2 protein-coding genes are annotated in these 900 nt (G+C 52.8%); both read right to left on the reverse strand.

The window, feature by feature from the left end; genetic code table 11:
- A partial coding sequence (locus tag FEAC_RS14365; protein WP_160290436.1) for a transposase occupies positions 1-326 on the reverse strand: 326 nt, incomplete at its 3' end.
- Positions 283-738: a helix-turn-helix domain-containing protein gene (locus FEAC_RS15005; protein ID WP_082055668.1), complete on the reverse strand. Its 456-nt coding sequence runs from the start codon at positions 736-738 to the stop codon at positions 283-285. The genes FEAC_RS14365 and FEAC_RS15005, both read right to left, overlap by 44 nt.
- Positions 739-900 lie beyond the last annotated feature (162 nt).

Consider the following 900-nt stretch of genomic DNA (forward strand, 5'->3'; position numbering starts at 1 on the left):
TCGGTTCCCAACTTAACCACATGAAATGGATCGAGACAGATTTGGACGTTAGGTGCCTTCTCGCGGAAGGCCTTGGCAAAGGCTGGACCGAGATCCATGGTGGCTGCTTTGATCTTGGCAATCCGTTCTTCACCCAGGTCATCGAAGAATTCATCTAGGCTCTTGGCACTTTTCCCCTCTGCCCCGTAGACGATCTTGCCCGTCTCGTGATTGGTGACAAGCGTTAAGTAGTTGTGGTGTTTGCGATAACTGATCTCGTCAACCCCGAGAATGAAGAGGTCATCAAGACGGTTGGGATCGAGCTCTTGGCGTGACGACTCGTTCACAGATCGTTCCTACCGTACGCCAGGCGACTCTGAGCAGTTTTGTCACCGTGGTCTTATCCATCTTGGCACATGCCCAAGCTACCAGGTGCTCGAAGTCCCTCGTAAACCGCGACTCCCCAACTGGTCGGGCAAATGGTACTGCCTCAGTGATCACCCCGTGGGTTGGACACCGGAGTCGTCTCAGTTGGCACGAGAGCCACGTCTGGTGAATCCCGATGTCGAGGTGTCTCCAACGTGAGTCGAGCGTTCTCGTGTCATAACAGGACCGGGTCGTATAGGAGCACTTCGGGCATACCAACCGCGATCGGGTAAGCCTAAGTTTTATCAGCAGTTCGTGTGGACGAACTAAAACCTCGATGACGGTGACACTGCGAAGGCCCAGCATCTGCTTAACTAGAGAGGTAGCGCGCACGGTTCTGAACTCCTTTTTGATGGGTTTCCAACACCAAATTTAGAGCTCAGAAACCGTGCGCGTTTCTCATACAGCCATTTCAGCCTCAAATACCCCCACTGAACTGGGGCTATGGATCAGATCCAGGCCAAATCTATCCACATGAATGTCAATAGAGCCTGT

The organism is Ferrimicrobium acidiphilum DSM 19497 (assembly GCF_000949255.1).
Classification (GTDB): Bacteria; Actinomycetota; Acidimicrobiia; order Acidimicrobiales; family Acidimicrobiaceae; genus Ferrimicrobium; species Ferrimicrobium acidiphilum.